The 26,725-nt window shown below is 68.6% G+C and carries 18 protein-coding genes and 5 pseudogenes; 15 read left to right on the top strand and 8 right to left on the bottom strand.

The genetic code is table 11. The annotated features are described in order from the left end of the window. The first annotated feature begins 307 nt into the window (after positions 1 to 307). The 7 genes and pseudogenes from C4B68_RS36540 (at position 308) to C4B68_RS42570 (ending at position 9,848) form a co-directional block, all read left to right on the top strand. The gene (locus C4B68_RS36540) at positions 308 to 2,911 is read left to right on the top strand and encodes a Pls/PosA family non-ribosomal peptide synthetase (RefSeq protein ID WP_099502324.1); all 2,604 of its coding nucleotides are present in this window, start codon (positions 308 to 310) and stop codon (positions 2,909 to 2,911) included. A gap of 13 nt (positions 2,912 to 2,924) precedes the next feature. After that, positions 2,925 to 6,209, top strand: coding sequence for a non-ribosomal peptide synthetase (locus C4B68_RS36535; RefSeq protein ID WP_099502325.1), 3,285 nt, complete (start codon positions 2,925 to 2,927; stop codon positions 6,207 to 6,209). Between the two features lie 43 nt (positions 6,210 to 6,252). Further along, a complete protein-coding gene (locus C4B68_RS36530) occupies positions 6,253 to 7,257 on the top strand; it encodes a TauD/TfdA family dioxygenase (RefSeq protein WP_099502326.1) in 1,005 nt (334 codons plus the stop codon). Then, a complete protein-coding gene (gene sbnB, locus C4B68_RS36525; RefSeq protein ID WP_099502327.1) occupies positions 7,254 to 8,324 on the top strand; it encodes a 2,3-diaminopropionate biosynthesis protein SbnB in 1,071 nt (356 codons plus the stop codon). The genes C4B68_RS36530 and sbnB overlap by 4 nt, the downstream gene beginning before the upstream one ends. 37 nt (positions 8,325 to 8,361) lie before the next feature. Continuing rightward, positions 8,362 to 9,387 carry a 2,3-diaminopropionate biosynthesis protein SbnA gene (gene sbnA / locus C4B68_RS36520; RefSeq protein ID WP_099502328.1) on the top strand — a complete coding sequence of 342 codons (1,026 nt, stop codon included), beginning with the start codon at positions 8,362 to 8,364 and terminating at the stop codon, positions 9,385 to 9,387. After that, a pseudogene (locus C4B68_RS44890) lies at positions 9,287 to 9,595 on the top strand (SDR family oxidoreductase); the annotation flags it as partial. The gene sbnA and the pseudogene C4B68_RS44890, both read left to right, overlap by 101 nt. A 25-nt stretch (positions 9,596 to 9,620) precedes the next feature. Then, entirely contained in the window at positions 9,621 to 9,848 is a 228-nt protein-coding gene (locus tag C4B68_RS42570) for an SDR family oxidoreductase (protein ID WP_257217350.1), read from the top strand. A gap of 36 nt (positions 9,849 to 9,884) precedes the next feature. On the opposite strand, the gene C4B68_RS36510 is transcribed toward C4B68_RS42570, so the two are convergent. Beyond that, positions 9,885 to 10,571 (bottom strand): TetR/AcrR family transcriptional regulator, encoded by a 687-nt coding sequence (locus tag C4B68_RS36510; RefSeq protein ID WP_099502329.1) that lies wholly within the window; start codon positions 10,569 to 10,571, stop codon positions 9,885 to 9,887. A gap of 101 nt (positions 10,572 to 10,672) precedes the next feature. Between C4B68_RS36510 and C4B68_RS36505 the strand changes: the two genes are divergently transcribed. From C4B68_RS36505 to C4B68_RS36495, 3 genes and pseudogenes are all read left to right on the top strand, one after another. Continuing rightward, positions 10,673 to 12,259: an acyl-CoA mutase large subunit family protein gene (locus C4B68_RS36505; protein WP_099502330.1), complete on the top strand. Its 1,587-nt coding sequence runs from the start codon at positions 10,673 to 10,675 to the stop codon at positions 12,257 to 12,259. A gap of 27 nt (positions 12,260 to 12,286) precedes the next feature. Then, positions 12,287 to 12,516, top strand: a pseudogene (locus tag C4B68_RS36500) (carboxyl transferase domain-containing protein); the annotation flags it as partial. Then, positions 12,503 to 13,426: pseudogene (locus tag C4B68_RS36495) on the top strand (ATP-binding protein); the annotation flags it as partial. The pseudogenes C4B68_RS36500 and C4B68_RS36495, both read left to right, overlap by 14 nt. 62 nt (positions 13,427 to 13,488) lie before the next feature. On the opposite strand, the gene C4B68_RS36490 reads toward C4B68_RS36495, so the two are convergent. From C4B68_RS36490 to C4B68_RS36475, 4 genes and pseudogenes are all read right to left on the bottom strand, one after another. Next, entirely contained in the window at positions 13,489 to 15,891 is a 2,403-nt protein-coding gene (locus C4B68_RS36490; protein ID WP_099506739.1) for a SpoIIE family protein phosphatase, read from the bottom strand. A gap of 492 nt (positions 15,892 to 16,383) precedes the next feature. Next, positions 16,384 to 16,697, bottom strand: a pseudogene (locus C4B68_RS36485) (electron transfer flavoprotein subunit beta/FixA family protein); the annotation flags it as partial. Positions 16,698 to 16,806: 109 nt separating this feature from the next. Further along, positions 16,807 to 17,973: an acyl-CoA dehydrogenase family protein gene (locus tag C4B68_RS36480; RefSeq protein WP_099506740.1), complete on the bottom strand. Its 1,167-nt coding sequence runs from the start codon at positions 17,971 to 17,973 to the stop codon at positions 16,807 to 16,809. Positions 17,974 to 18,065: 92 nt separating this feature from the next. Further along, positions 18,066 to 19,250 (bottom strand): CaiB/BaiF CoA transferase family protein, encoded by a 1,185-nt coding sequence (locus C4B68_RS36475; RefSeq protein WP_099506741.1) that lies wholly within the window; start codon positions 19,248 to 19,250, stop codon positions 18,066 to 18,068. A gap of 273 nt (positions 19,251 to 19,523) precedes the next feature. On the opposite strand from C4B68_RS36475, the gene C4B68_RS36470 reads away from it, so the two are divergent. Beyond that, positions 19,524 to 20,474 carry a LysR family transcriptional regulator gene (locus C4B68_RS36470; RefSeq protein ID WP_099506742.1) on the top strand — a complete coding sequence of 317 codons (951 nt, stop codon included), beginning with the start codon at positions 19,524 to 19,526 and terminating at the stop codon, positions 20,472 to 20,474. Between the two features lie 130 nt (positions 20,475 to 20,604). Here C4B68_RS36470 and C4B68_RS42565 read toward each other — a convergent pair whose 3' ends face one another. Continuing rightward, entirely contained in the window at positions 20,605 to 21,162 is a 558-nt protein-coding gene (locus C4B68_RS42565; RefSeq protein WP_180289411.1) for a hypothetical protein, read from the bottom strand. 93 nt (positions 21,163 to 21,255) lie between these two features. Between C4B68_RS42565 and C4B68_RS36455 the strand changes: the two genes are divergently transcribed. Continuing rightward, positions 21,256 to 21,996 carry a VOC family protein gene (locus C4B68_RS36455; protein ID WP_099506743.1) on the top strand — a complete coding sequence of 247 codons (741 nt, stop codon included), beginning with the start codon at positions 21,256 to 21,258 and terminating at the stop codon, positions 21,994 to 21,996. A 285-nt stretch (positions 21,997 to 22,281) separates the two neighbouring features. Next, entirely contained in the window at positions 22,282 to 23,502 is a 1,221-nt protein-coding gene (locus C4B68_RS36450; RefSeq protein WP_104880074.1) for an IS110 family RNA-guided transposase, read from the top strand. A 153-nt stretch (positions 23,503 to 23,655) separates the two neighbouring features. Here C4B68_RS36450 and C4B68_RS36445 read toward each other — a convergent pair whose 3' ends face one another. Continuing rightward, a complete protein-coding gene (locus C4B68_RS36445) occupies positions 23,656 to 24,450 on the bottom strand; it encodes an SAM-dependent methyltransferase (RefSeq protein WP_099503192.1) in 795 nt (264 codons plus the stop codon). A gap of 304 nt (positions 24,451 to 24,754) precedes the next feature. After that, positions 24,755 to 25,051, bottom strand: a complete 297-nt coding sequence (locus C4B68_RS36440; RefSeq protein WP_167459227.1) for a nitroreductase family protein — start codon at positions 25,049 to 25,051, stop codon at positions 24,755 to 24,757. 407 nt (positions 25,052 to 25,458) lie between these two features. On the opposite strand from C4B68_RS36440, the pseudogene C4B68_RS36435 reads away from it, so the two are divergent. Further along, positions 25,459 to 26,348, top strand: a pseudogene (locus C4B68_RS36435) (helix-turn-helix domain-containing protein). Between the two features lie 36 nt (positions 26,349 to 26,384). Next, entirely contained in the window at positions 26,385 to 26,654 is a 270-nt protein-coding gene (locus C4B68_RS36430; protein ID WP_099503196.1) for a hypothetical protein, read from the top strand. Positions 26,655 to 26,725: the final 71 nt, after the last annotated feature.

Genomic DNA, 26,725 nt, shown 5'->3' with positions numbered 1-26,725 from the left:
CCCCCTGCACGGAACCGACTCGACGCCTGGTGTACGGGAGCCGACAGCCATTCGAGTGACCTGCCCGCTCCCCCCAGTGGTGCGGAGAATCCAGAGGTGGCGGCCTGTTCGGCACTCCTGGCGTGTCGTCGCGATCGTCTTCGAGTGGCAACCCGCCGATGGCGGACACAGACTGAGGCTCACGGCTTCGTGATCAGGCAGAAGCGCAAGGTCACGCGGCCTCCGGATGGGGCGGTTCGGCCATTGCCCAGAACCCCGGACCGGTCACCGCCGGCCGATGGTTTCGACCTTTGCTCGAGGAGCTCGCATGGAAGAGGTGTCGGCCGACATCTTGATACCCGGGCCGGACGAACCCTGGGTGGCCGGGCGTGACAGCGCCGGCCCGGCAACGACGGACACCGAGCGGAGACTTGCCGACATACTCGCCGGCGTTGTCTCCGTCGAACACATCGCAGCCGAAAGCAACTTCTTCGAAGACCTCGGCGCCAACTCCCTGGTCATGGCTCAATTCTGTGCACGAATACGGAAGCAGCCGGATCTGCCGTCCGTGTCCATGAAGGACATCTACCGGAACCCCACGATCCGAAGCCTGGCCGCGGCTCTCGCCGACGCCTCTCCGGCCCCCGCCGATTCATCGCTTCCCGGCTCGGCACCCGCGCCCAAGACGGCGCCGGCACCGGTCACCACGGCGAGCACCCTGACGTATGTCCTGTGCGGAACAGCCCAATTGCTGATCTTCCTGGGATATTCCCTCGTCAACGGACTTGTCGCCGCTCAGGGTTATGAGTGGGTCGCCGCGGGCTCAGGTCTCGCCGGCATCTATCTGCGATCGGTCCTGTTCGCCGCCACCGGCTTCGTCGCCCTCTGCGTTTTCCCGATCGCGGCCAAGTGGATCCTCGTCGGACGCTGGAAACCCAGTGAGTTCCCGATCTGGGGTCCGGCCTATCTGCGCTTCTGGCTCGTCAAGGTGCTGATCCACGCCAACCCCATGATCTTCTTCGTCGGCAATCCGCTGTATGTGCTGTACCTCAGGGCGCTCGGCGCGCACATCGGCAAGGGAGTCACGATCCTCTCCCCGTCCGTCCCCGTCTGCACCGACCTGCTCACGATCGGCGCCGGTACGGTGATCCGCAAGGACTCGCTCTTCCTCTGCTACCGAGCGCAAGCCGGGCGCATCCAGACCGGACGGGTCACGCTCGGCCGTGACGTGTACGTGGGCGAGAAGACCGTCCTCGACATCGACACGTCGATGGGCGACGGAGCTCAGCTGGGCCACGCGTCCGCCTTGTACCGAGGCCAGTCGGTCCCGGACGGCGAGCGCCGGCACGGATCCCCGGCACAAGCCACGGAGACCGACTACGTGCGGGTCGCACCGGCTCCGTGCGGCACGCCGCGCCGGTTCGGGTTCGGCCTGGTCACCCTGCTTCAACTGTTCTTCCTGTACATGCCGTTGGCGGTCGGCGGTGTGTACATGGTCGTCACCGAGGTTCCGGCGTTCGACAGGTGGTTCGGCGGCGAGACGGCCGGCCTCATGTCGTGGGCGTTCCTCCTCGACGCGATGGCCCTGTCCGCCCTGCTGTTCTTCGGCTCCATCGTCGTGGGCATCGTCGTCGTGTTCGCCGTTCCACGCCTGCTGAATCTGGTCATCGAACCCGACAAGGTCTATCCGCTCTACGGCTTCCACTACTCGGTGCACCGGGCGATATCCAGGATGACGAACCCGAAGTTCTTCGCCTGGCTCCTCGGCGACAGCTCCTACATCGTCCATTACCTTCGCCGCCTCGGATACGACCTGTCCCGGGTCGAGCAGACCGGGTCCAACTTCGGCACGGAAATGCAGCACGAGACTCCGTATCTGGCCTCGGTCGGCACGGGAACGATGGTGGCCGACGGGCTCTCCATCATCAACGCGGACTACTCGAGCACATCCTTCCTGGTGACCCGGGCATCCATCGGTCCGCACAACTTCCTGGGCAACAACATCGCCTATCCCGCGGGAGCCAGGACAGGTGACAACTGCCTGCTCGCGACGAAGGTACTGGTTCCCCTCGACGGTGAGATGCGCGAAGGGATCGGACTGCTCGGCTCACCGCCCTTCGAGATTCCCCGGTCGGTGGAGCGCGACTCCCGGTTCGACCATCTCAGGACCGGCGACGAACTGCACCGCCATCTCTCCGCGAAAAACCGCTACAACCTCCGCTCGATGACCATGTTCCTGTTCCTGCGGTGGCTGCTCAGCTTCGCTCTCACGGCGTTCGGCCTCGCGACCCTCACCCTGTACGGTGCGCTCGAGCATGTGGCGATCGCCGCGTTCCTGGCACTCACCCTCGGATTCAGCGCCGTCTACTACCTCCTGGTGGAGCGCTGCATCGCTTCCTTCCGGGCATTGCGCCCCCAGTTGTGCTCCATCTACGACCCGTATTTCTGGTGGCACGAGCGCCTCTGGAAGGTGCCGGACGAATACCTCAACCTGTTCAACGGAACCCCCTTCAAGAGCTTGATCTGGCGAATGCTGGGCGTGCGCATCGGCAGCCGGGTATTCGACGACGGCTGCTATGTGACCGAGCGGACGCTCACCACCATCGGTGATGACTGCACGCTCAATTCCGGGACCAAAATCCAGTGCCATTCGCAGGAGGACGGCACCTTCAAGTCGGATTACACCGTTCTCGGCGCCGGCTGCACCCTCGGGGTGGACGCACACGTGCATTACGGCGTGACGATGGGTGACAGAGCCGAGTTGGCACCCGATTCCTTCCTCATGAAAGGCGAGGAAGTCCCCCCTGACGCACGGTGGGGCGGGAACCCCGCCGCGGAGATTCCGGATGCCCGGGCTCAGCCTCTCGGTATGGGCTCGGCAGCGGCAGTGGGCACGTCCGCGACGAACGACGCCTCGGCGTCGGCGGATTGAGAGAGGCCATTCGATGGGAGCGCACGTGCAGGCGGACCGAGATTTCTGGAGCGGTGTGCTGGCCGCCGGTGGTTCCACCCCCGTTCCACAGTGGGTTAGGGAGCCGGTGGCGGGGGTGGCCGCACACGAGACGGCAGTGCCGGGCGATGTGCTCGTGGCGGTGCGCGGGCTGGCCGTGGAGTTGGGTGTGCCGGTGAGTGCGGTGCTGCTCGCCGCGCATGCCAAGGTGCTGGCCGCGCTGTCGGGTGAGCAGGAGGTGGTGACGGGCTACGTCGCCGCGCCGGGAGACGTTCCTCTGCCGTGCCGGCTGACCGTCGCACCCACATCGTGGCGCCAGTTGGTGCTGAGCGCTGGTCGCGTCGAGGCGGAACTGCTGGCCCATCGGGACTTCCCGGTGGAGGAACTGCGCCGGGAGCTGGGGGCGACGGAGTCGTCGTACGAGTTCGTGTTCGATCCTGAGGGAACCCAGGGTGAGCCGGCCGGAGGCACGGCGTTGCGGGTGGGCTGGTGTGATCGGGACGGGCGACCGGTGGTGCTGTCGCGGTATCGCACGGACGTGCTCGATGCCGAGGGCGCAGCTCGGATCGGCGGCTACCACCTGGCCGCGCTGGGTGCGATGGCGGCGGACGTGGACGCCGGGCATGCGGGGCAGAGTCTGCTGTCGCCCGATGAAGTGCGCCATCAGCTCGAAGGGCTCGCCGGGCCGCACCGGAAGCTGCCGGAGGGGCGGGCGCACGAACTGTTCGAGCAGCGCGTGCGGGCGCATCCGGAGACGGTGGCCGCTGTGCACGGCGATCACTCATGGACGTACGGCGAACTCAACGCACGCGCGAACCGGCTGGCGAGGGCGCTGCTGGCGCGCGGACTGGGCCGCGAACAAGTGGTCGGCGTGGTCACCGAGCGCAATCTCGACTGGCTGGCCGCGGTGTTGGCGGTGTTCAAGGCCGGAGGCGTGTACCTGCCGATCGAGCCGCATTTTCCGGCGGGACGTATCGCCGCGACGCTGTCGCGAGCCGGCTGCCGGATGGTGCTGACCGAGTCCGGCAGCACTGAGGCCCTCGACCGGGCCCTGGACACGCTGCCGGAGGTCGAGAGGCTGCTGGTCGAGACGGCGTATGCGGAACGGCACGCCGACGGCGATGTCGGAGTGAAGGTCACGCCCGATCAGCTGGCGTACATGTACTTCACCTCCGGCTCCACCGGGGAGCCGAAGGGCGCGATGTGCGAGCACGCGGGCATGCTCAATCATCTGTACGCCAAGATCGACGACTTGGAGATCGGCCCGGGGCAGGTGGTGGCGCAGACGGCCCCGCAGTGCTTCGACATCTCCCTGTGGCAGCTGCTGGCCGCGTTGCTCGTGGACGGCCGGACCCTGCTGGTCGAGCAGGACGTGATCGTGGACGTGGAGCGGTTCGTCGACACGCTGGTCCGCGGCCGGGTCGCGGTGGTACAGGTCGTGCCCTCCTATCTGGAGGTGGTGGTTTCCTATCTGGAGCAGCATCCCCGCGAACTGCCGGACCTGGCCTGTGTGTCGGTGACCGGCGAGGCGCTGAAGCGGGAGCTGGTCCAGCGCTGGTTCACCCTTCAGCCGGGGATCAAGCTGGTCAACGCCTATGGGCTGACCGAGACTTCGGACGACACCAACCACGAGGTCATGGACGCGGTGCCGGAACGCGTGCTGCTGGGGCGTCCGGTCAACAACGTGCGGGTGTACGTCGTCGATGAGCATCTGTCGCTGGTGCCGCTGGGCGCCCCCGGGCTGATCGCCTTCTCCGGGGTCTGCGTGGGCCGGGGATACGTGAACGATCCCGAACGAACCCGTGCCGCGTACCTGGACGATCCGTACCGGCCGGGCGAGCGGCTCTACCTGGGAGGCGACTGGGGGCGCTGGCATCCCGACGGCAAGCTGGAGTTCCTCGGCCGCCGGGACAACCAGGTCAAGATCCGCGGATTCCGTATCGAGATCGGCGAGATCGAGAACACCCTGCTGCGGGTTCCCGGAGTACGGGACGCCGCGGTGGTCGTCGCCGAGCTGGCCGGCCGGAGCACGCACCTGATCGCCTTCTACACCGGCCGGTCCCAGGAGCCGGCGGCGCTGCGTGATGCACTGGGCGCCACCCTCCCCGCCTACATGGTCCCGTCCGGCCTGCACTGGCAGCAGAGCCTGCCGCTGACCGCCAACGGCAAGATCGACAGAAAGGCCCTGACCGCGCTGGCCGAACAGACCGCGCCCAGCACGGAAGTCGATGTCACTGGCGATGACCAGCACGCCCCGCGCACCCCGACCGAGCGCAAACTGGTCGCCGCCTGGGCCGAGCTGCTGGGCATGTCCGAGCACCAGATCGGCCGGCAGGACCACTTCTTCGACCGCGGCGGCACCTCCCTGTCGGCGGTGAAGCTCACCATCGCCCTGGACCGTGCGGTGTCCCTCAAGGACATCACCCGCCACCCGAAACTCGCCGACCTCGCCGCGCTCCTCGACGGGACAACCCCGCAGCGCCCGGAGCTGCTTCAGCCGCTGTCGGAATCGGCGGGTGCGCCGGATTGCGCCCTGGTGTGCTTCCCTTACGCAGGCGGCAACGCGGTCAACTTCCAGCCGATGGCGAGCGCCCTGGCGGGCAGCGGGCCGGCGGTCTACGCCGTCGACCTGCCCGGTCACGATCTCGCCGCCCACAGCGAGCCGTTCGCGCCGATGACGCAGGTGGTGGAGCAGACCGTCGCCGAGATCACCGGGCGTGGCCTGACCAGGGTCATGCTATGGGGCCACTCCTCGGGAGCCGGGTTCGCCGTGGAGACGGCGAGGAGGCTGCTGGAGCACGGGGTGGATGTGCCGCGGGTGTTCCTCGCCGCGCAGCTGCTCGGCACCGCTGCCGACCGGCGCGCCGCCATCACCGAACTGACCAGGCGGAGCAGCGCCGAGATCGCCGCGAGGCTGCGCGCCGACAGCGGCCACACGGAGCTCGGCGAGCTCAACGCACAGCACGCCGAGCATGTCGGGGCCGCCTACCGACACGACTGCGTGTCCGCGCACCACTACTTCGCCGATGCGCTGGAATCCCCGCCGGCGGTCAAGCTCTCCGCGCCGGTCACCGTGGTCGTCGCCGCCGACGACCCGAGCACGCGGGATTTCCCCGAACGCCATCGGGACTGGCAGCTCCTGGCCGAGCAGGTGAACCTGCGCGAACTCGCCGACGGTGGCCACTACTTCCTGCGCACCCGTCCGGCCGAGGCCGCGCAGGCCGTACTGGAAGCCGCGCAGGCCGTACTGAGCGCCGTCGAATCGCCGGCCCCCTCCTGAACACCCTTGAGTCTCCTTGGGTGATCAACGAAAGGAAAACGAGATGTCGTTCTCATCCCCGGCATCACTGCTCGAGGTGGAACTGTCCGCCGGAAAGCCACCGATCCTGCATGTCGAGGCCCCTGTTGAGGCGTCCGGCTGGGCGACGGAGCACCGCCGTGCGCTGCGGGCGCAGGTCACCGAGCACGGAGCGATTCTCGTCCGTGGTCTGGGGCTGCGGGAGCCGGACGAGGCCGGTGCGGTCTTCGCGAAGCTGGCCGGAACGTTGATGACGGAGAGGGAGGCTTTCGCCCCCCGGCAGAGCCACGGCTCCGGTCTGTACTCCTCCACCACCTGGCCGGCCAACCAGCCGATGTGCATGCACCATGAACTGAGCTACACGCTGGACGTTCCCGGCCTGATGCTCTTCGCGTGTCTCACCGCACCCGGCCAAGGCGGGGCGACCGCGGTGGCCGACGCGGAAGCCGTGCTTCAGGCGCTGCCCACCGCACTGAGTGAGCGGTTCGAGCGTGAGGGCTGGCTGCTCACCCGCTCCTACAACGACGAGATCGGGGCGTCCCTGGAGGAGTCGTTCGGCACCGACGACCCCGCGGCCATCGAGAGCTACTGCCGCGCCCACGCCATCGACTTCGACTGGCAGCCCGACGGATCCCTGCGCACGCGGCAGCGCCGCAGCGCGGTGGTACGGCACCCGGTCACCGGCCGGCGCTGCTGGTTCAACCAGATCGCCTTCCTCAACGAGTGGACGCTCGCCCCGGAGGTGCGCGAGTACCTGGTGGACGTCTACGGCGAGGACGGGCTGCCGTTCAACACCCGCTTCGGAGACGGCACTCCGATCGACGAGGACGTCGTCGAGACGCTCAACACCACCTACGAGGAACACACCCGACGCGAGCCCTGGCAGGCCGGTGACGTGATGCTGGTCGACAACATTCGCACCGCACACAGCAGAGAGGCCTTCACGGGGGACCGTCAGGTACTGGTCGCCATGGCAGAGCCTCAGCGCCTGCCCGACGGCCGCCCGACCCCGGAGGCAAGTCAGCGATGACCTCTGTGACATCCACCGCCACCCAGAGCACCGCCTCGCAGCCGGCCCCGGCGCCGACCTTCGCGGTGATCCCAGGTGCCCAGGTACAGCAGGCACTCGACGGGCGTGAGAAACAGATCGTGGACCTGGTCGAGGCCACCTACCGGCTGCACGGCGCCGGGGACTCGGTCAATCCCCCGTCGTACTTCCTGCGCTTCGCCGACCGTCCCAAGGACCGGATCATCGCGCTGCCGTCCTCCCTCGGCGGGCCGGTACGCGTGGACGGCCTGAAGTGGATTTCCAGCTTTCCCGCGAACGTCACAGCGGGCCTGCCCCGAGCCTCCGCGGTCCTCATCCTCAACGACCACGACACCGGCTATCCGTTCGCCTGTCTGGAAAGCTCCATCATCAGCGCCACCAGAACGGCCGCGTCCGCGGCGCTGGCAGCGGACTGGCTCACCCGCACCGGGCGCCGCCCCACCCGTATCGGATTCTTCGGCACGGGTCTGATCGCCCGCTACATCCACACCTTCCTGGCCGGCACCGGCTGGACGTTCGACACCATCGGTGCGCACGATGTGTCCACCGACAGCGCCGCCGGATTCTGCGGTTACCTGCGGGAGGCCGGCGGCGCCGGCCAGGTCGTCGTCCACGACAGCGCCGAAGAGCTGATCCGCTCCAGCGACCTGGTGGTCTTCGCCACCATCGCGGGCAAACCCCACGTCACCGACCCGGCCTGGTTCACCCACAACCCCGTGGTCCTGCACGTGTCCCTGCGCGATCTCGCCCCCGAGATCCTGCTCGGCTCGGCCAACATCGTCGACGACGTCGAGCACTGTCTGAAAGCCGACACCTCTCCCCACCTGGCCGAGCAGCTCACCGGCAGCCGCGGCTTCCTGGACGGCACCCTCAACGATGTCATGACAGGAAGGATCACCCTTCCGACCGACCGACCGGTGATCTTCTCGCCGTTCGGACTCGGCGTCCTCGACCTCGCCGTCGGCAAGTACGTCTACGACGAAGTGGCCCGGGCCGGGCACCTCCGCCTCATCGACGACTTCTTCCACGAACTGCGCCGACACGGCTGATCACCCTGTCCGTCAGCCCTGGCATCAGGAGGCCAGCGTGCCCATCATCTCCGCTCCACATGCCTTTAACGAACGTCAGCTCTACGTCGACCTCGAGCCGATTTTCGGGCACTCCCTCTACCTGAAGTGCGAGGGCTTCAACTTCGCCGGCTCGATCAAACTGAAGGCCGCGGTAGAGATGGTGGAGGCCGCCGAGAAGGACGGACTCCTGACGCCGGATTCGGTACTGGTCGAGTCCTCGTCCGGAAACCTGGGCGTAGCGCTCAGCATGATCGCCGCGAGCAAGGGATACCGGTTCCTGTGTGTGACCGACTCCCGCTGCAATCTGTCGACCAGATTGCTGATGGAGGCGTTGGGCGGCGAGGTGCACGTGATCGCCGACCTGGACGCCAACGGCGGTTTCCTCGGCGCCCGGATCAACTACGTACGCGCGCTGTGTTCCTCCGACGACCGGTACGTGTGGCTGAGCCAGTACACCAATCCGGGCAACTGGCGGGCGCACTACCGCACGACGGCGCAGGAGATCGCCCGCCAGTTCCCGCAGCTGGACGTGCTGTTCGTCGGAGCGGGGACCACCGGGACCCTGATGGGCTGCGCGCGCTACTTCCGAAAGTGGCACCGGCCCGTGCGGATCGTCGCGGTGGACACCGTCGGCTCGGTGGCCTTCGGCGGTGAGCCGGGCCGCCGGCTGATTCCCGGCCTGGGCATGAGCATGCGCCCGCCGCTGCTGGACGAGTCCTATGTGGATGAGGTGATACAGGTCGAGGAGGCCGACACCATCCGCGCCTGCCACCGTCTGGCCGGACACGGGTTCCTGTTCGGCGGCTCCACCGGCACGGTGGTCAGCGGCGCGATGGAGTGGCTGGCCCAGCATGAGACGCCTGGCCTCACCGCTGTGGCCATCGCCCCGGACCTGGGAGAGCGCTACCTCGACACCGTCTACCAGACCACCTGGATAAAGGATGTGTACGGGGATCAGATCCTCGACTCCGAAGCGGTGGCCGCCGGTCCCCGGGAAGCCGAGCCCATGCCGCGGAGACCGGCCCGACGCCGGAATCCGTAGAAAGAGTTGGGCCCCGCCCGCCACCGACCGAGTACCCGTCACCGGCGCCACCGGCCGCACCGGCCGGCACGTCGTCGCGGCGGCGACCGCCCGCGGCCACGGCGTCAACCGCACGGCCGCCAAGCACGGAGTCATCGGCCTCGTCCGGTGGCTCGCCCGGGATGTCGGCCCGCGCGGTGTCCGCGTCAACGCCGTCTGCCCGGGCTGGGTGCGCCCCCCTCGGCGACGCCGCGATGGCCTGCCTGGCGGAGCGCCAGGGCGTCTCCGCGGAGGAGGCCTATCGCCTGACGACTCGTCATGTGCCGTTGCGGCGCGTCGCGGAGCCGGAGGAGATCGCCTCGGTGTGCGCGTTCCTCGCCTCGGGTGACGCCTCGACGGTGACGGGTCACGCCCTGGTCGTCGACGGCGGCGGCGCCGCGGTGGACCCGGCCACCATCGCTTTCGACCCTCCCGGGCTGTGAGCGGCGGACGCGACCGGACTGCCCCGGTTGGGGGGCTCAGTGCGCCGGGCCGTCCTCGACGAGACGTCTGAGCGAGGGGAGCAGTGCGTCGAGGTCCTGCCCGGTGCGGAAGGCGACGACGGTGGTGCCTTCGTTGCCGGTGCCCGCGTGGCCGGAGGGCGCCGGGAAGAGCGCGAGCACCTCGCGCATCGCCTCGTCCACTTCGGCGACCGGGTCGGACGACTCGCCCCGGAGCCACCGTCGCAGAACATGGTTGTGGGCCGCGACGACGGACGCCGCCATGAGCTCGGCCCGCAGCGACGCCGACTCCGTGGGGTCCCCCATCCAGTCCGCGATGAACTCACGGAACAGCCGCTGATACCGGGCGACGCTGGCGATCTCCCGGTCGCGCAGGGCGGTCACTTTGCTGGTGAGCGCGTACCGTCGCCGCGCGAGGTCGCCTTCGTCGATGTAGTGCAGCAGCACCAGGCGGACCGCGTCGGACACGGCGACCAGGGCGGTGCTGTGGCTGGAGGTGGCCAGCCGGTCCTTGATCAGCGCGAGCAGCCGGTCGTGGTCGGGGAAGATCACCGCTTCCTTGGACCGGTAATGCCGGAAGAACGTCGTACGCCCCACTCCGGCCCGTTCGGCGATGTCGTCGACGGTGGTCTGCTCGTATCCGCACTCGTCGAAGAGGGCGAAGGCGGCGTCCGCGAGTCGGATCCGCGCGGGTGGCTTGCTCATGACCACTCATCCTTCCGTGTCTCAGTCCCCGAAGGCCACTTGCCCGAAGCTACGGTACTGAGTACCGTCAAGGAGAGATTGAGTACCAAGAGGAGGTCCGTGTGGATTCCGTCGCACACAGCGAGTCCGGCCTGCCGATCCATCCGCTCTACGACGGCTGGGCGCTGACGGGCTTCGACGCGGACGCCAAGCTGGGCGCCCCGGGGAAGTTCCCGTTCACGCGGGGCGTGTATCCGTCGATGTACACAGGCCGGCCATGGACGATGCGGCAGTACGCCGGGTTCGGCACGGCGAAGGAGTCGAACGAGCGCTACCACGAGCTCGTCGGCGCGGGCACGGGCGGCCTCAGTGTGGCCTTCGACCTGCCGACACAGATGGGCTACGACTCCGACGAGGCCATCGCCCGCGGCGAGGTGGGCAAGGTCGGCGTGGCGATCGACTCGATCGAGGACATGCGCACGCTGTTCCAGGGGCTGCCGCTGGACAAGGTGTCCACATCGATGACGATCAACGCCCCCGCGTCGACGCTGCTCCTGCTGTACCAGCTGGTCGCGGCCGAGCAGGGCGTCGCCGGTGACCAGCTGACCGGCACGATCCAGAACGACGTACTCAAGGAGTACATCGCCCGCGGGACCTACATCTTCCCGCCGAAGCAGTCCCTGCGGCTGATCAGCGACATCTTCGCCTACTGCCACAAGGAACTGCCCCGCTGGAACACGATCTCCATCTCCGGCTACCACATGGCCGAGGCGGGAGCCACGCCCGCGCAGGAGATCGCGTTCACCCTCGCCAACGCGAAGGAGTACGTGCGCGCGGCGATCGCCGCCGGCCTGGACGTCGACGACTTCGCACCGCGCCTGTCGTTCTTCTTCGTCGCCCGGACCACGCTGCTGGAGGAGATCGCGAAGTTCCGTGCCGCGCGCCGCATTTGGGCCCGCATCATGCGCGACGAGTTCAAGGCCAGAAACCCCAAGTCGCAGATGCTGCGCTTCCACACGCAGACCGCAGGGGTTCAACTGACCGCGCAGCAGCCCGAGGTCAACCTCGTCCGGGTCGCCCTGCAGGGCCTGGGCGCGGTCCTCGGCGGTACGCAGTCCCTGCACACCAACTCCTACGACGAGGCCATCGCCCTGCCCACCCAGAAGGCGGCACGGCTCGCCCTGCGCACCCAGCAGGTCATCGCCTACGAGACCGACGTGGCCAAGACCGTGGACCCCTTCGCCGGGTCCTACGTCATGGAGTCGCTGACCGACGACCTCGAGGCGGCGGCCCTGGAGCTGATCCAGGCCGTCGAGGACCGCGGCGGTGCGGTGGCGGCGATCGAACAGGGTTTCCAGAAGTCGGAGATCGAGAGGTCCGCATACCGGATCGCCCTGGAGATCGACAACCAGGAACGGACCGTGGTCGGGGTCAACAAATACGCCCTCGACGAGGAAGAGCCCTACGAGCCCCTGCGCGTCGACCCTCAGATCGAGCTCGACCAGTGCGAACGCCTCGCCGCCCTGCGCAGCGAGCGCGACAACGACGCCGTAGAGCGTGCCCTCGACACCCTGCGCACCGCGGCGCGGGGCTCCGACAACGTGCTGCCCCCGATGCGCGAGGCCCTGCGGCAGCGCGCCACGGTCGGCGAGGTCTCACACGCACTACGCGACGTCTGGGGCGTGCACGTCCCCCACGACACCTTCTGATCAGTGAGCACTCGGGTGGAGCAATCAGTGAACGACATCGACATCCGCACCACCGCGGGCAAGCTCGCTGACTTGCGGCGCCGTATCCAGGAGGCGACGCACGCGGCTCGGAGCGCGCGGTCGAAAAGCAGTACGCCAAGGGCAAGTTGACGGCCCGTGAGCGGATCGAGCTGCTGATGGACGACGGGTCCTTCGTCGAGTTCGACGAGTTCGCGCGGCACCGGTCGACCGACTTCGGTCTGGAGAAACCCTACCCAGCGCGCCGGCGCCCCCCTGGTCGCCGGCACCCCCGACCCGGTCTCCGGCGCCGAGGAGGTCGTCGCGTTCGCCAAGGAGCACGGCCTGCCCATCGCCATCAAGGCCGCCTTCGGCGGCGACGGACGCGGCCTGAAGGTGGCCCGCACCCTGGACGAGGTCCCCGAACTGTACGAGTCCGCCGTGCGCGAGGCCGTCGCCGCCTTCGGCCGCGGCGAGTGCTTCGTCGAGCGCTACCTCGACAAACCCCGCCACGTCGAGACCCAGTGCCTGGCCGACACCCACGGCAACGTGGTCGTCGTCTCCACCCGCGACTGCTCCCTGCAGCGCCGCCACCAAAAACTCGTCGAGGAAGCCCCCGCCCCCTTCCTGTCCGACGCCCAGGTCGCCGAGCTGTACTCCTCCTCCAAGGCGATCCTCAAGGAAGCCGGCTACGTCGGCGCCGGCACCGTGGAATTCCTCGTCGACGCCGACGGCACCATCTCCTTCCTGGAAGTCAACACTCGCCTGCAGGTCGAACACCCCGTCACCGAGGAAGTCGCCGGCATCGACCTGGTCCGCGAGATGTTCCGCATCGCCGACGGCGAGCCCCTCGGCTACACCGACCCCGAACTGCGCGGCCACTCCCTCGAGTTCCGCATCAACGGCGAAGACCCCGGCCGAGGCTTCCTGCCCGCCCCCGGCACCGTCACCACCTTCACCCCGCCCTCGGGCCCCGGCGTCCGCCTGGACGCCGGCGTCGAGTCCGGCGCCGTCATCGGCCCCGCCTGGGACTCCCTGCTCGCCAAACTCATCGTCACCGGCGCCACCCGCGAACAGGCCCTGCAGCGCGCCGCCCGCGCCCTCGCCGAATTCCACATCGACGGCATGGCCACCGCCATCCCCTTCCACCGCGCAGTCGTCACCGACCCGGACACCCGACACCTGTGCCGAAGCGCCCGGCGGACCGCAACCGGCAGACCGCCGGGCGCGGTTCACATGAGCGCCGCGAAGTCGATGGCGTCCGGTACGAGGGACTGCTCGGCCCAGATGGTCTTTCCGTGCGGGCCGTAGCGGCTCCCCCAGCGGTTCGTGAGCTGGGCGACGAGGAACAGGCCGCGTCCTCCCTCGTCCGTCCAGCGGGCCCGGCGCAGGCGGGGCTGGGTGTTGCTGGGATCGGTGACCTCGCAGACGAGCACGTTCTCGCGGATCAGCCGCAGCCCGATCGGGCCCCCGGCGTAACGGACCGCGTTGGTGACCAGCTCGCTGACGACCAGCTCGGTGGTGAAGGCCACCTCCTCCAGCCCCCAGGCGGCCAGCTGCTCGGCGGCGGCCTGGCGGGCGGTGGCCACGACCTCAGGCTCAGCGGCGAACTCCCAGCTCGCGACGTTGTCCGCCGGTACGGCCCGGGTGCGGGCCAGGAGCAGGGCGATGTCGTCGCGAGGCGGGGGGTCCCCGAGGCCGGGGAGCAGTGCGCGGCCGGTGTCGGACAGCGCGCGGTCAGGACGGCACAGGACCGCGAGGCTTTCTTTCAGCCACATCAGGCCGCCGTCGACATCATCTCGTTCGATCAGGCCGTCGGTGTACAGAGCGAGAACGCTGCCGGGTTCCAGGTCGATGACGGTGGTCTCGAACGGCATGCCGCCCACTCCCAGTGGCGGACCCGGGGAAACGTCGATCACTTCCACGGTTCCGTCGGGCCGGACCACGACGGGCGGCGGGTGACCGGCGCTGGCCACTCCGCATCTGCGAGAGACCGGGTTGTAGAGGACGTATAGACAGGTGGCACCGACAGTGCTTCCTGTCTCCGCCTCTCCAACGAGTTGCTGCACGAGGTCGTCGAGGTGAGTGAGCAGTTCGGTGGGGTCGAGTTCGAGGTCGGTAAGGGTACGGACGGCGGTGCGGAGGCGGCCCATGGTGGCGGTGGCGTACAGGCCGTGGCCGAACACGTCTCCGACGACCATGGCGACCCGGAAGGACGGCAGGGGAATGACGTCGTACCAGTCGCCGCTGATGTCGGCCCCGCCGCCGGCGGGCAGGTAGTAGCCGGCGGTCTCCGCCGCCAGGCTGTCGGTCGTGGGCGGGGGAAGCAGGCTCTGCTGCAGCGCGAGAACCGAGCGGTGCTCGCGGGTATAGCGCCGCGCGTTGTCCACGCTCAGCGCGGCTCGTGAGGCGATCTCCGCGACCAGTTCCGCGTCCTCCTCGTCGAACGGATCCGGTTGCTCGGTACGCCAGACGGTAACGCTGCCCAGCACCAGACCGCGGGCGAACAGCGGTGCCCAGAGACCCGAGTGCCCGCGTTCGGGGATGAACTGCCGCGACTGTCCAGGGTGGCTGAGCGCAGCGGCCGCCTTCGCCCGGTCGAGGATGACGGTCCGGCCGTGTTGGACGTCCCGCAGTGCGGCCGAGTACGGCAGCGGAGGGGCCGACTCGCCGACCTGGAGAAGGGCGGCGGGCCAGGGGCCGGTGCGCGAGGCCACGGCCGCCCGGCGCAGATACGGCTTTCGCCCACCGATGAACCTGGGGGGTTCGTCACCTTCGAACACGGCATTGGCCAGATTGACCCAGGCGAGGTCGCCGAGAGCGGACACGACGACGTCCGCCAGGTCTTGCGCGGCACCGACGACGTCCAGGGAGCCTCCGATGCGGGTGGCGGCCTCGTGCAGCAGGTCCAGCTCCCGCAGGGCCCGCTGCTGCGCCGGGGTGTCCGTGAACATCGCGACGACGCCCGTCGGAGCCCCTTCGGCGTCGTCCAGCCGGAAAGCGGACAACGACGTCCAGTGCCCCGGTGGGGTATGGGGTGCCGGCATGCACACGCCCCGCCCCGTCAGTGGCACACCCGTCTCGAGCACCCGGCGCAGCGTGGTCTCGGCGGTCTCGGCGTCCTGTGGGGACATCACGTCCGCCAGACGGCTGCCTGGGGGCAGAGCGGAGCCGCCGAACTTCTCGGACGCGATGTTGGTCCGCACGACGGTCAGGTCCACGTCGTGGACGGAGATTCCGATACGGTCCTGGGCAAGCAGCGTGCACAGGAGATTCGCGCCCTGCTCGCGGTCGGTCACTTGCGCGGTGGGCGCGATCAGCACGAGGCATTCAGCGGAGTGTTCCGACCGCAGCACCTCGAAGGTGACTTCGACCGAACCGCCTGAACGGTGCCGGAGCAGTACGCGACCACCGGCGGGAACGCCGGCCTCCCGTGCGGCAGGCCACTCGGAGGGCGAGGCGTCGGCAAGCAGGACCCTCACCGGGCGGCCACAGACCTCCTCGGCCGTCCAGCCCACCAGCTCGGTGGCCGCCTGAGACCAGAACAGCACGGTGCCCTCGTCGTCGAGCACGGCCGTCGCGAAACCGGCGAAGGAGAGCACCCGCTCTCCGGCGCCAGGGGTGGACCCGCGCATCTCGCTCCTCCGGCTGTGTGGCCCCACCTCCCCATACAGTACGTCCATTGGCGATCTATGCGCTCCTTTGCGCCTTTACCTCTTTTATGAAGAGGAGAACCGAATTCCCGGATTCTGCGCGATTGCCCCTGAATGCCTGCTTCGAACCCCGGAAGGCGTCGTACGTACGGTCCGCGAGCGCGGCGAGGGTCTTGCACAGCCGGTCGTCGTGGTGGGCGAGCAGTTCGGCGACGCGGGTGTGGGTGCTGTCGGCGAGGGGTCCGTGCGACCGGACAGGTCCTCTACGTCGCGGGCAGCCCCCAGGGCTGAGCGGCACCGACCGAGCGGCGAGGACAACGCACCAGCAGCAAGGGAGCGGGCAGCAGGCGGGGGTCGGCGAATCGGGTCATGAGGTCGCTTCGAAGCCGATGGACGGCGTGATGCGCGGCAGGACGTGGTCAGCGAGTCGAGTCCAGGCAGGCGGCCAGCGGCCGGCCGCCGAGCCCGGCAATTCGCCTTCGCCAGCACCAGCGACGTACCGATGACGTCCGTGCCGTGCAGGTCGTCGTCCTCGACGTGGATCGCCTTGTCCGCACCCATGGACAGCGCCTTGCGCAGCGCGTCCTTCGCGTCCTCCGGGCCCACCGTCAGCACAGTGACCTCGGCGTCGTCCGCGTTCTCGGCGATCTGCAGCGCCTGCTCGACGGGTACTCGTCGAGCTCCGAGAGCAGACCGTCCACGTCGTCACGGTCGACGGTCAGGTCATCGGCGAAGTGCCGGTCGCCAGTGGCGTCGGGCACGTACTTCACACACACAATGATGTTCATCTTGAGGGCGTCTCGTGGTTCCCCATGACAGCCCTCGTCCGGGCCGCTTTCTGTTCTTCAGCGCTCCACCACGGACGTTGTAGAGCGCTGCTCCCCGCGTGCCGTGCCGTTACGCGTCGAGTCCGCCGCGCTTGATGAGCTGGCTCGCGATCACGTTCTTCTGGATTTCGTTGGTGCCCTCTCCGACGATCATCAGCGGGGCGTCACGGAAGTACCGCTCGGCGTCGAACTCGGTCGAGTAGCCGTAACCGCCGTGAATGCGGACGGCGTTGAGGGCGATGTGCATGCCGGTCTCGGAGGCGAACAGCTTGGCCATGCCGGCCTCCATGTCGACCCGTCGCCCCGCCTCGGCCTCGCGGGCGGCGTACAGGGTGAGCTGGCGGGCCGCGGTCAGGGACGTGGCCATGTCGGCGAGGTAGTGGCCGATCGACTGGTGCTGCCAGATGGGCTTGCCGAAGGACTCACGTTCCTGGGCGTAGTCGAGAGAGGCCTCGAGCGCCGCCCGGCCGACGCCGAGTGCGCGGGCGGCGACCTGCAGGCGGCCGGTCTCCAGGCCCTTCATCATCTGGGCGAAGCCCTTGCCCTCGACGCCGCCGAGCACCGCGTCGGCCGGCGCGTGGTAGTCGTCGAAGGCCAACTCGCAGCTCTCCACGCCCTTGTAGCCCAGCTTGGGCAGGTCGCGGGAGACCGTGAGACCCGGGCCGTGCTCGACGAGGAGGATCGAAATGCCCCTGTGCGCGGGGCTCGCCTCGGGATCGGTCTTGCACAGCAGCGCGATCAGCTTGGAGCGCCGGGCGTTGCTGATCCAGGTCTTCGAGCCGTTGAGCACATAACCGTCGGTGTCCTTGCGGGCGATGGTGCGCATGGCTTGCAGGTCGGAGCCGCCGCCGGGTTCGGTCAGGGCCATGGTGGCCCGGATCTCGCCGGTGGCCATCTTCGGCAGATAGCGGCGCTTCTGCTCCTCGGTGCCGAAGTGCCGCAGCAGCTTGGCGACCACGGTGTGGCCGCCCATGGCGCCCGCCAGGCTCATCCAGCCGCGGGCGAGTTCCTCGGTGACCAGCACGTAGCAGGGCATGGAGACCGCGTTGCCGCCGTACTCCCCGGGGATGGCGAGCCCGTAGATCCCGAGCTGCTTCATCTGCTCGATCAAGGCCTCGGGGTAGGTGTTGGAGTGCTCGAGTTCCTGGACGACGGGCTTGACCTCCTTGTTGACGAACTCGTGCACGGTCTTCACGACGAACTGCTCGTCCTCGGAGAGGGCGTCCAGGGTGCTCACGGTGTACTCCTCCTCTTTTCAGCACTTTCAGTGCCGAGGTTTCGCGTCTTTCGGTGCAGAGGCGTTCGCTTCTTCAGTGCCGAAGCGTGCTGTCAGATGACGCCGTCGGCCCGCAGTCCCTCGATCCGGGCTGCGGTGACCCCAAGTTCGGCCAGGACCCGCTCGGTGTGTTCGCCCACGGCGGGTACGGGGTCCATGCGCGGCTCGATTCCCGCCAGGTCCGCCGGCGGCCGGAGAGCCGGCACCACCGCGCCCGGGATGGCCACTTCGTGCCAGCGGTTCCGCTCGGCGAGCACCGGATGTTCGATGAACTCGCGCACGTCGTTGACTCCGGCGTTCGCGATCCCCGCCGCGTCCAGCAGCTTCATCACCTCAGCGCTGCCAGATCGTTGGAACCGCTCGGTGATGACCGCGTCGAGCTGGTCCCGGTGGGCGACCCGGTCCGATCCGGTGGCGAACCGCGGATCGTCCGCCAACTCGGGGCGGGCGAGGACGCGTTCGCACAGCGCCGCCCATTCCCGCTCGTTCTGGATGGAGAACAGCACCTGCTTGCCGTCGGCCGCCGTGTAGGCGCCGTAGGGCGCGATGGTGGCGTGTTGCGTGCCGATCCGCGGGGGCTGTGTGCCGCCGTGCCGCGTGTAGTACGCGGGCTGGCTCATCCACTCCGCCAGTGCCTCGAAGAGCGAGACCTCCACCGCCCGCGCCTCGCCCGAGGTCGCCCGCGTGTACAACGCGGTCAGGATGCCGGAGTAGGCGTACATGCCGGCGGCGATGTCGGCGATCGACACCCCGACCCGAGCGGTCTCCTCCGGTGTTCCGGTCAGCGAAACCAGGCCGGTCTGGCACTGCACGAGCAGGTCGTAGGCCTTGCGGTCCGCCCACGGGCCGAAGGTGCCGTATCCGGAGATGGTGCACGGGATCAGCGATGCGTGCCGTTGGGTAAGTGATGCGGCGTCCAGGCCCAGGCGGGCCGCAGCGCCCGGAGCCAGGTTCTGTACGAACACGTCGGCCCGGGCCAGCAGTTCCTCCAGTACGTCCCGGCCGGCCGGGGACTTCAGGTCGAGGGTCACGGACTCCTTGGACCGGTTGAGCCAGACGAAATAGCTGGACTGACCGTGCACGGTGGTGTCGTACCGGCGGGCGAAGTCGCCGCCCCCGGGCCGCTCCACCTTGATGACACGGGCACCGAGATCCGCGAGCTGGCGGGTGGCATATGGTGCCGCCACCGCCTGCTCGACACTCACGACGGTGACGCCGGTGAGCGGGAGTCCGGTCATGGTCTGACCTCCAGGGGTTGTCCGAGGAACGTGCTGACCAGGGGGGCCGCGCCGACGGATCTCCCGCAGGGGTCACACAGAGATCCGCCGGCGCCGAGGACGAGTGCGGTCGCCCTCGAGCCGCCCGATGCACCGCAGGGTGACGCGGTGTATTCCGGGAACCTCCCTCGTTCCGGCAGCAGTGCCATCATGGATGCTCATGGCGCGGTAGGTGAAATACCATTTTTTGATGGGCCCATGCCCAGCGCAGATGGAAGATGGTGTCGAGGAGCGATGGACGTCAAGCAGCTCAGAGCGCTCATCACGGTGGCCGAGGCGGGCAGCGTCACGCGCGCGGCGGAACTCCTGCATCTGGTCCAGCCGGCCGTCACCCGGCAGATCCGCACCCTGGAGCAGGAGCTGGGCGTCGCGCTGTTCGAGCGGACCCGGCAGGGGATGCAGCCCACGGCCGCCGGGATGACGATGGTCGAGCGCGCCCGGCGCGCCCTGAACGAACTGGAACGGGCCCGCGCGGAGATCCGGCCGACGCCGGGCGTTGTCACCGGCATCGTGACCGTCGGCCTGCTCGACAGCGCGAGCAACCTGCTGGCCGAACCCCTCGCGTCCGCCATCATCCGCGACCACCCCGGCATCGAGCTGCGCCTGCTCACCGCGTACTCCGGCCACTTGCAGCAGTGGCTCGACGACGGAGACCTGGACCTGACCCTGTTGTACAACCTCGCCAGTACACCGTCGCTCAACGCGGAACCGCTGGTACGGGAGAAACTGTGGGCGGTCGCGCCGCCGTCCGCCGGGCTCCGGGCCGAGCACCCCGTCCCGTTCGAGGAGGCCGTGTCGCATCCGCTGGTGGTGCCCGCGGCCGGCCACGGACTGCGTACGGTGATCGACGCGGCGGCCGCGCAGGCCAGAGTGGAGATGAACCTGATCGTCCAGACGAACTCCATGCACGTGCAGAAGCAGCTCGTGCTGGCCGGCCACGGCTGGACCATTCTGCCGGGCGTCGGGATCGCCGAGGACGTCGCGAACGGCTCGCTGAGCGCCGCGCCGCTGTGCGAACCCGAGGTGTGGCGCTCGATCGTGCTCGGCACCTCCAGGGCAGGGCGGGTCACGCCCGCCGCCGAGGTCGTGGCCAAGGAACTGTCCCGCCAGATCCACTCGGCCGTACGTCAAGGGCAGTGGCCCTCGGCGCAGTTGTACGACGAGGGGCCCGCGAAGGACGTATGACGACTCCCGGCGCCGTCCGGTACCGGTTGCCGTGCGCGGCACGGCGCCTGGTGCGGTGCGCGGGCCTGCGGCCCCGCCATACCGCCGGGGCATGCCGGCATCACGCATTTCTATTATTCAAGGCCACCCATCAGCCCGCATGATGATGAGCCCTCGCCATGACTCCCATGGCCGACCGCCCCACCCTCGCCCGGTGGCACAGGCCCGGTGAAGGGGTCAGCCGGTGGTAGCTCCCGGCCCGCGTCCAGGGCCCGTTGTTTCGGCCCACGTCCAGAGCCCGTTGTTTCGGCCCGCGCCCCGAGCCAGATGTTGAGGAGAAGCCATGCACATCGCCCAGAGCGGGCTCGCCCAGTACGTGGAATCGTGGAGTCCCGGAGCAGTCACTGAAGACGATGTCCTGTCCCCCGCCCCGCTCGCCGCCCTGTCCGCAGTGCTCGACCAGCCGGAACCGGTCGCGGCGGCCGGCGATCCCCTGCCACCGCTGTGGCCCTGGCTGTACTTCCTGCGGTGGCCCGCGCAGCAGGACCTGGGAGACGACGGGCACCCTCGGCACGGCCACTTCCTGCCGCCCATCCCCCAGCGGCAGCGGATGTTCGCTGCTGATTCCGCTCGTCGAGACGGCCGCGGGCGTGGAGAAGGCCATGGAGGTGTGCGCCACGGCCGGCACGGTCCGCGTGGCCTTCGGCAACGCCGACTTCTTACCTTGCGTCGGTCAGAGAGTTGATCTCTGTTTGGCGACGGTGCGGATGTCGTTGCAGAGCGGGCGCATAGGATCGCCGGCATGGCACTGCGACCTGTTCAGGTGAACATAAAGGCTCTTGATGCCTCGGCGGTCGGCCGGTTCTGGGCGGAGGCGCTCGGCTGGAGTGCTTACAGCCCCGGCGTGACCACCTACGTCGGACCCGTCGGCGGCCTCGTCTGGCCGGACCCGGTCGCCGTCGGTGTCGACGTCGTTCCCGTCCCGGAACCCAAGACAACAACAAAGAACCGTGTGCACCTCGATCTCGCCACCACCTCTGCGGCCCATCAGGCGGAGTTGGTCGCGCGCCTTAAGGCTTTCGGTGCCAGGCCCGCCCACGTGGGGCAGGGCAAAGTGCCGTGGACGGTCCTCGCCGACCCGGAGGGCAACGAGTTCTGCGTGCTGGAGCCTCGGGAGATCTACCGGGACACCGGGCCGATCGCCGCGGTGGTGGTCGACTGTGTGGGTCCGCGGGCCATGGCCCGGTTCTGGGGTGAGGCGATGGACTGGACTCTGCATGAGGTGACTGACGATCATGCGGTGTTGCGCTCCGCCAAGGGTGTCGGCCCGTATCTCGAGTTCCTCCGCACGCCGGGCGTGAAGATCGTGCCAGACCGCGTCCATCTCGACCTGCTGCCGTACCCCGGTGACGACAAAGCAGCGGAGGTGGCCCGGCTGCGGGCCCTTGGCGCCACCGACCTCGACCTCGGCCAGGGCGACGTCCCGTGGACGTGCCTGGCCGACCCGGAGGGCCACGAGTTCTGCGTCCTCGCCCCGTCCTGACGCGGAGCCTCAACGACACCCCGACACGGGAGCCTTGTGTGCTCATTAGAGGACCATCCCTTCTGCAGCCCTCACGAGTAGGGTTGTGACCTCTCGGTCCCGGTGGGTGCATGGCCAAGTGTGCGAGCCGTTCGACGGCCAGCATGAGTTCCGCCAGCCCTGCCGGGCCGAGGCCGTCTGATCGGCTTCAGGGACACGCCCCGCTGAGGGCCGATTAATGAGCTCCCGGCAGACGACCTCACCACCGGGCAGGTGCTCCTCGAACCGCCTTGGAGTGCGACGCACGTGTTCATCGGATGGGACTGGGCGACTGAGACCCATGACGTGACGGTCATGGACGCCACCGGCAAGCGCATCGATCGGTGGGAACTCGCCCATACCGAAGAAGGGTTCACCAAGACCCTGGCCCGGCTGCGCAAGCACGGAGCCCCGGCGGATCTGCCCGTGGCCATCGAGACCAGCCGCGGCCTGGCCGTCGACAGACTGCTCGCCGCCGGCCACCCCGTCGTGCCGGTCCACCCCAACGCCTTCAACGCGATGCGGGCACGCTGGGGTGCCTCCAAGGCCAAGACGGACGCCGGCGACAGCATGAAACTCGCCGACTACCTGCGCACCGACGGGCATCTCCTGCCCCGGCTGGAGCCCACTGAGCAGGCTACCTTGGACCTGCAGGCACTCACCCGGCAGCGGGCCGACCACATCGAAGCCAAGGTCGCCGCTGTCAACCAGCTCGCCTCGCTGCTGGACGAGCACTGGCCCGGCGGCAAGGCCGTCTTCGCCGACCTCGACAGCGACATCGCCATGGCTTTCCTGGAGCGTTACCCCACCCCCACCAAAGCGGCCAAGCTCACCGCTGGACGCCTCGAAGCGTGGTGCAAACGCCGCGGCTACTCCGGCAAGAAGCCCGGCAGTGTCCTCATCGAACGCCTGCGCTCGGCCCCGAAGGCCGCGTCCCGCCTGAGCGATGCCGTCGCCGAACAACTCGTCCGCGTCCAAATCCAGCTCGTGCAGGGCATACGCGCAACCATCCGCACGCTGGACAAGGCCATCACCGAGGCCACCGGGACGCATCCCTACGCGCCATTGTTCGCCACCATGCCGCGCATCGGCAAGGTCAGCCTCGGCCAGGTCATCGGGGAGATCGGCCCGATCCTGGAACGCGCCCAGAGCTGCGAACAGCTCATCGCCGAGGCCGGCGTCGTCCCCGTCACCCGCGCCTCGGGCAAGTCCCGCACGGTCGCCTTCCGCTTCGCGACCAACCGCAGGGCCCGCGTCGCGCTGACCACCTTCGTCGACAACAGCCGCCACGGCAGCGCTTGGGCCGCCAAGATCTACAACGACGCCAGAGCCCGCAAGAAGCGACACCCCCACGCCATCCGCATCCTGGCCCGTGCCTGGCTGCGCGTGATGTGGGCCTGCTGGCGCGACGGAACCTGCTACGACCCCGCCATCCACCAAGCCAACGACAAGATCAACGCACCCGCCGACGAACATCTGGCGGCATAGAGGTTGACTCAGGAAACTCATGCGCCATGACCCCGGGTGGGTTGGGCTGTGGCGTCTCGGTCGATTCGGGCGGCGAGAGCCCCCGTGTCGGGGGCGAGATCAGCTCGCTCGCCAACCACAACACTCAACTCGCCAACTGATTGACGACAGGGCCTATGGCTTCCGGGCCACACCGCCGAAGTCGTCGACCTCGGCGGGTGCTTCCGCGCCGGACCCCTCGGGGAACCACCGGGAGACCGAGACCAGGCCGGGCTCCAGCAGCTCCAAGCCCATGAAGAACCGGGCGAGTTCTTCCGGGCTGCGGTTGATGCGGGGGTTGTCGCTCGACTCGTTCCATTGCTCGATCATCGTGCGCATCTGCTCGGGGTTGATCACCTCGGTGTCGTCGCAGAGCACGAGATAGCTGCCAGAGGGCAGGGCGTCCACCAGGCGGCCGACCATCTCGTAGGCGGAGCCGTCGGTGACATGGGCGGTGATCCCCAACAGGATCAGCGCGACCGGCTGGGTGAAGTCCAGTGTCTTCGCGGCCTGTTCCAGGATGGCCTCGGGATGACGCAGGTCGGCGTCGATGTAGTCCGTCGCGCCCTCGGGCGTGCTGGTGAGCAGCGCCTCGGCGTGGGCCAGGACGATCGGGTCGTGGTCGACGTAGACGATCCGCGTCTCGGGGGCGAGCCGCTGGGCGACCTCGTGGGTGTTGTCCGCGGTGGGCAGGCCGGTGCCCACGTCCAGGAACTGGCGGATGCCGGCCGTGCCGACGAGGTACTCCACGGCACGGACAAGGAACGCCCGCTGCGCCAGGGCGATGTCGAGGATCGCCGGGTTCGCCGCCACGATCTGGTCGCCGACCTGCCGGTCGATCTCGTAGCAGTCCTTCCCGCCCAGCCAGTAGTTCCATATGCGGGCGGAGTGCGGCACGTTGCTGTTGATGATCGGACGATCAACGGGCATGGAAGCTCCCAGAGTTGGCGTGATGTCACCCCACAACCTGGACGGGTGAATCCTCAACCGCCCAGGAAAGACTGGATCTTGGGCCGTACTCCCGCCCATGTTGCCTGACGATGAAGCGGCGCACCAGCGACGACGCGGCGTTGATGAGATTCGCGACGTAGCCGCCGCAGTCGATCGCGCCGTACACACCTTGGTCGCGGTCGGTGGTGATGACGGCGACGTGCGGGGCGCCGAAGAACTCGAAGTTCCTCAGCCGCTGCGCCTCGCGGGAGTCCCAGTCCTCCCTCGTGATCCCCAGCCTGGCCTAGAGCGCGTACCCGGCCCCGCGCCGGCGCTCCTTGTAAACACGCTGGTACCCCGCGGGCATCCCGAGGTCCGACACCTGCTCATGGGTCCTCGCGTGCTCGGTCAGGCTCTCGGCGAACCGCCGGGTCGCCTCGCCCTTCGTCAGATACGCCTGCCACGGCTGGGTGTTGCACCAGGACGCGGTGCGCTGCGTGATCGCGAACATCTCCGCGATCACGTCATCGGGAACCTGGTCCGGCAGATAGGCACGGCAACTCCACCGTTCGCTGAGCAGCGTCTTGAACCCGATGGGCACAGCTGCCTCCGGAGGCCGGGCTGCCGGGCGGTCGGCGAATGGGCCGACCCGGGGTGAGACCACGTGCGGCGGCGGCCGCGACGACATGGCGGCCGGTGCGGCCAGCCCGCGCCGGTGTAATAGGCGGACATCGACATGGCGCCCAGGCCGATGCGGGAGACATCGAGTCCGCCGAGAGAAACGTGCTTCATAAAGGTGTGTTTCCGTTCTCCGGATGAATTTGGGGGCCTCGACATACACGAACCCCAAATCGGCTACGGGATTCGTCAGGCCACGCTTTCGAGCGTCACACCGTGATACGTCTCTCGGGCCGGAGGAATTCCCCGTCGGCAGGGTACGTTCCGGGTAGAAATCTTTACCCCCCAGCCGAGCTGTTACTGAGCGGTGGCGGCAGTAGGCTGATGCGCATGATCAGGGACGTCCACCGGAACGAGCTGGGGCAGTTCCTCAGGGCTCGCCGAGCCGAGCTGACCCCCGGGGCCATGGGACTGCCCGAGAGTGGGACACTGCGGCGCGTTCCTGGCCTGCGCCGCGAGGAAGTCGCTCAGCTGGCCTCGATCAGTACTCAGTACTAACCGAACAAGGCCGTCTGCATGCCTCCGCACCGGTTCTGAACATCCTGGCGCGGGTGCTGCGGCTGGACGACGACCAGCGGGACTACCTGCTCGAACTGGCCGGCAAGGAGAGCGCGCGGCCCCGCCGGCAGAAGGCGCAGAAGGTCCGCCCGCAGATACGGCGCCTCCTCGACACCCTCACCGACGTCCCCGCTTTTGTTCTGGGCCGCCGCATGGATATTCTGGCCTGGAATCCCCTTGCCGCTGCCCTGATCACGGATTTCTCCCAGATTCCGCAACACCAGCGGAATTACGTACGGCTGCTTTCACCGATTCCCCGATGAGGGACCGGTATGTGAACTGGGACGCACTCGCCCACGATTGCGTTTCTTTTCTGCGCATGGACGCCGCGCGGAACCCGGACGACCCACGCCTCACGGCACTCGTGGGGAACTGTCCGTGCAGGACCAGCAATTCCGTCAGTGGTGGGCCGGTAAGAGATCCGTCACCCCGTGGCCGGCCACCTCACTCTCGACTGGGAGAACCTCACCTCCTCCTCCGATCCCGACAAGCAGCTCGTCGTCTGGACCGCCGAACCCGGCACCCCCTCCCACGACGGTCTGCTCCTCCTCGCCTCCTGGGTCGCCACGAACGAATCCGCGGGCCCCGGGACACACCCGGCGAGCCCCGACACACCCGGCCGACCAAGCCTGACCGGTCGGCCCCTGCCGCCCGCAGGCTGACGTGCGGGGCGCGCGGCGCATGGCTAGCGTCGTGGTATGAGGACAGTTCCGCGCCGCTTCGTGATCCTGCTGGTGCCCCAGCACGTCGTGGACCGCTTCGGCGCGGCGGTCGAGGACAGCGCCGTCCGCTCGGCCGTCGTGGAGTACACGGGCGAGCAGGGCGCATCCGGCTATCCGCGCTACCTGGGCCACGGAATCGTCGCGGACGTCGACCCCGTGACCCGCACCGTGGAGGCGCTCCTCGTCGACGGCTCGGAACTGGACTACGGCCTGACGGCGCTGGTCTCGGACTACGTCCCGAGCTGACGGTCCCTCAACCGCCCGTGCACAGCGTGGCTGAGGACATCGGGAGCCCGCCGTACGTGAGGGTCGCGTTC

It is taken from the genome of Streptomyces dengpaensis (assembly GCF_002946835.1).
GTDB lineage: Bacteria > Actinomycetota > Actinomycetes > Streptomycetales > Streptomycetaceae > Streptomyces > Streptomyces dengpaensis.
Note: the sequence above shows the minus strand (reverse complement) of the source record. Positions and strands in the feature narration are given on the sequence as shown.